5 protein-coding genes are annotated in these 4223 nt (G+C 70.2%); 2 read left to right on the forward strand and 3 right to left on the reverse strand.

Going from position 1 to position 4223, the window contains the following annotated elements; genetic code table 11:
• The first annotated feature begins 28 nt into the window (after window positions 1-28).
• Window positions 29-937, forward strand: a complete 909-nt coding sequence (locus tag ACN675_RS28000; RefSeq protein ID WP_420753927.1) for an LCP family protein — start codon at window positions 29-31, stop codon at window positions 935-937.
• Between the two features lie 121 nt (window positions 938-1058).
• Window positions 1059-1613 carry a ferritin gene (locus ACN675_RS28005; protein ID WP_420753923.1) on the forward strand — a complete coding sequence of 185 codons (555 nt, stop codon included), beginning with the start codon at window positions 1059-1061 and terminating at the stop codon, window positions 1611-1613.
• Window positions 1614-1652: 39 nt separating this feature from the next.
• Here the strand turns inward: ACN675_RS28005 and ACN675_RS28010 are convergent, their stop codons facing one another.
• From ACN675_RS28010 to ACN675_RS28020, 3 genes are all read right to left on the reverse strand, one after another.
• Complete coding sequence (locus tag ACN675_RS28010) at window positions 1653-2573, reverse strand: DUF5926 family protein (RefSeq protein WP_420753924.1); 921 nt, start codon at window positions 2571-2573, stop codon at window positions 1653-1655.
• Window positions 2574-2582: 9 nt separating this feature from the next.
• Window positions 2583-3356 (reverse strand): glycerophosphodiester phosphodiesterase, encoded by a 774-nt coding sequence (locus tag ACN675_RS28015; protein WP_420753925.1) that lies wholly within the window; start codon window positions 3354-3356, stop codon window positions 2583-2585.
• Window positions 3353-4223, reverse strand: an 871-nt coding sequence (locus ACN675_RS28020; RefSeq protein WP_420753926.1) for a DUF4328 domain-containing protein, incomplete at its 5' end; no start/stop codon positions are given. The genes ACN675_RS28015 and ACN675_RS28020, both read right to left, overlap by 4 nt.

Raw genomic sequence — 4223 nt, forward strand, 5'->3', positions numbered from 1 at the left:
GCGACGCGCGGCCCTCGCACTGGTCGCGCTGCTCGTCCTGACCATCGCCGGGGTGGTCTACCTCGACGGCAAGCTCACCCGCATCGACGCGCTCGCGGCCTACCCGGACCGGGTCGCGGACACGCCCGGCACGAACTGGCTGCTCGTCGGATCGGACAGCCGGACCGGGCTGACCGCCGAGCAGGAACAGGAACTGGCCACCGGTGGTGACGTCGGGCCCGAGCGCACCGACACGATCATCCTCATGCACGTGCCGGAGGGCGGGGGCGCCACCACGATGGTGAGCCTGCCCCGCGACTCGTACGTGTCGATCCCCGGATACGGACAGGACAAGCTGAATGCGTCGTTCGCGGTCGGCGGCCCGACGCTGCTGACGCAGACCGTCGAGGGTGCGACCGGCGTGCACATCGACCACTACGTCGAGATCGGGTTCGGTGGGTTCGCCTCGATCGTCGACGCGCTCGGCGGCGTCGACATCTGCGTGCCGTACCCGATCGACGACCCGCTGGCCGGGATCAACCTGCAACCCGGCTGCCAGGAACTTTCCGGGCCCGAGGCGCTCGGGTTCGTCCGCACCCGCGCGACTCCCCTCGCCGACCTGGATCGCATGAACAATCAGCGCCTGTTCATGTCGGCCCTGCTGAGCAAGGCGACCGGGCTCGGCACGATGCTCAATCCGTTCCGGTTGTGGTCGCTCGCCTCGGGGGCGACCGCGACCCTCGAGGTCGACGACGGCACGCATCTGTGGGACCTGGCGCGCCTGGCGTGGGCGATGCGCGGGGAGACGGTGACCGCGACGGTGCCGGTCGGCGGTTTCGAGGATGTCGACGGTTCCGGCAACGTCCTGTTGTGGGACCGTGAGCGGGCAATTCCGTTCTTCGAATCCCTTACGGAAGACCGGCCGATACCCCCAGAATTGCTTTCGCCGACCCCTTGACAACCGGGTTCCGAATCAACTCAGGCTTGCCTCTTATTACCCAGCCAAGGCAATACTGATCTTGATAAGCGTAGGCTCCCATTGGATGCGCAAGCCTCTGACCTGCACTAACGTCGTTGCCATGACGACCATGGGTGCGATGAACAAGAGCAAGTTCCATTCGCTGCTCCACGATCAGATCCGCAACGAATTCACCGCATCGCATCAGTACATCGCGATCGCGGTCTTCTTCGACAACGCCGATCTGCCGCAGCTGGCCAAGCTCTTCTACGCCCAGTCCGTCGAAGAGCGCAATCACGCGATGATGATCGTCCAGTACTTCCTGGACCGGGACATGGCGGTCGACCTGACCGGTGTCGACGCCGTGCAGTCGATGTTCGACAGCGCCCGCGAGGCCATCGACCTCGCGCTGGCACAGGAACAGAAGGTCACCGAGCAGATCGTCGAACTCGCCCGCGCCGCGCGCGACGACGGCGACTACCTCGGCGAGCAGTTCATGCAGTGGTTCCTCAAGGAGCAGGTCGAGGAGGTCGCGACCATGAACACGCTGCTCACCGTCGCCGACCGCGCCGGGGACAACCTGTTCCACATCGAGGAGTTCGTGGCCCGCGAGATCAACAGCAAGGTCGCGGCACCGGCGGTGAACGCTCCGGCTGCGGCCGGCGGCAACCTCTGAGTTCGCCGGGTTCAGAGCAGTATCAGCGCGACTGCAGTATCAGCGCAGGGTGACCTGGCGGCTGCGCAGGCCGTCACGCGAACGACGCTCCGCTGCGGTGAGCGGTGCGTCGACGGCCAGCGCCTCGTCGAGGCGGGCACCGAACTCGACGGTCGCCGCGACCCACTCGTCGGGGTGCTTCTCCGGGTCCAGGTCGAACACCGGAACCAGCAGGCCGTGCGTGCGGAACGATCCCGCGAACCGCGACCCCTCGCCCAGGTTCAGGCCACCCGCGGCGTGCACCCGCGACAGTGCCGCCATCAGCGCATCCTCGTCCTCGGGCCGCACCCACCGCAGGTGCGCTTTCTCGCCCGCATCGACCCACCAGGCGGCGACGAGTCCGTCACCGGACAGCCGCGCCGACGGCATGATTGCGTCGTTGGCATGCGAGACGGTGTGCGCGACGTCCGCCGCGACCTCGACGCCCTCCGGAATCCACCAGTTGAAGTCCTGGTGGACGGTGATCGTCGGAGCCGCGTCGGCGACGACGAGATCCTGCAGGCGCGGGGTGTCGGCGTCGGCACCGGCGGACTGCAGCGAGGTGCCGGGCTCGGCGGTGCGTGCCCACTCGATCGCGGCACCGAGGTCGGCGGCCGGGTCCGATCCGGGTGCGGCCAGCTGCAGGCCAACGTAGGCGGCGACGTCGTCGCCCTCGTTGCGCACCAGCGCGGCGACCGCGCCGGGCAGCACCGTCGCGAGGGTGAGGCTGCGGCCCTCGAGGGGCGTTGCCAGCGGCAGTTCGACGAGCGCCGACGGCACGAACTCGCGCAGCGCGACGAGGTCGCATTCGGCGGCCAGCCCCTCGAAGGGGCGGGTCACCGAGGACGACGCCGCCTCCCGCTCGAGGCGACGCTGCTCGAGCTTGGCGGCGCGGTTGCTGCCGGGCTTGGGTCCACTGTTTCTCTTGCTCTTCTTGGCCACCGCGCCAACCTACACGCCGTCCTGCACCGCCAGTAGCTGCTTGGTGCGCCCCGGATGGTTGGTGGCGACCCAGCCGACGCCGAGCGCGCGGCACAGTTCCACGTCCGCCGGATCGTCGACCGTCCAGCAGTAGGTCGCGCGACCTGCCGCCGCGGCCCGGTCCACGAGGTCACGGTGCTCGCGCAGCGTCGCGATCGACGGTCCGATCGCGGTCGCCCCGACCGTGGTCGCGGCGCCGCCGCCCAGGTAGTGCGACGTGTCGCCGAGCAGCACGGTGGGTAGCAGCGGCGCGGACCTGCGGATCCGCCACACCGCGCTCGCCGCGAACGACATCACCACCACCCGCGAGAAATCCGCGGACGCCGGGGTGGCGAGCCCGAACCGCGCGAGCTCGGCCAGCAGCTTCGCTTCGACGAGTCCGCCGTAGCGCACGGGGTGTTTCGTCTCGACGAAGAGCTTGACCGGCACGCTCGTCCAGTCCAGGACGAGTTCGAGGAGTTGCCGCAGGGTCAGCAGCGACGCCGGTTCGCCGGGCTTGCCGTAGTCGAAGGCCGACAACTCGGCGAGCGTCATCTCGCTGACCACGCCGGTGCCCGACGACGTGCGGTCGATGGTGCGGTCGTGGATGCACACCAGGTGTCCGTCGCGGGTGAGCCGCACGTCGCACTCGAGTCCGTCGGCGCCCTCCTGCAACGCCAGCTCGTAGGCGGCGAGGGTGTGTTCGGGCCTGGCCGCGGACGCGCCCCGGTGCGCGACGACGCGGGGCCGTTCGCTCTCGCTCACGACGTCACCACCTTCGCGTGTTCCGGCTGCTCGGCAGACTCGGTGGTCTCCGGGGTTTCGGTGGTCTCGGGGGCCTCGACCGGTTCGTCGGGAACCGGTTCCTCGGGATCGGACTGCCGTGCGGCCGGTTCGATCGGGGCGATCGGCGAGTGCGCCGGACCGGTCGCGACCGTGAGCTGCCGGTACTGCAGCGGCCGTCCGCGCAGGTCGGTGCCGTCGAACAGTCGCAGCACGTGCAGTGCCGCGACCGCGACGAGTGCGGCGACCGCGGCCGTCACCGCGGACAGGACCACCCCGTCGGCGCGGGCCTGCAGGGCATCGCGCTGCCGCCACAGCAGGGTCACGACGACGAGGACACCGCCGAGGACCCACAGGATCCACCAGGTGCGGACGGCGCGACGCAGCCGCGGGCCGGCGTCGTCGGCGATCTCGGTGAGGTACACGCCCGGCAGTGCGAGGTTGACCAGCGGGATCACGCAGCCCAGCACGATCAGCGCGGGCGGACGCGGATCCGACGTCCCGCGCGCCGCGTACACGCGCTCGCGCACCTGGACCAGCCGCAGCGCAGCTGCGACGACGGCCGCGAGCGCGACCAGCGGTGCGATCACCTGGGTGGAGCCGACGGCGGCGTCGGACAGCGCCAGCGCGACGGGATCGACCAGGCGGGTGCGGTTGAACAGCAGCAGCCCGTAGCGGACGGCTTCGGCGAGGGCCGCGAACGCGAACAGCACCGCGGTCGCGACGAGGAGCGTCGGTGCGATCTCGGCGAGCTTCTCGGCGCGGGTCGGTTCGTCGACGGCGGTGACCGCGCGGCGGTCGCGCAGCCCCCACCGCGGCACCTCGTCGTAGCGAGGTGTGGGACCGAGC

Origin of the sequence: Rhodococcus sp. O3 (assembly GCF_048897285.1) — a bacterium.
Lineage (GTDB): Bacteria > Actinomycetota > Actinomycetes > Mycobacteriales > Mycobacteriaceae > Rhodococcus.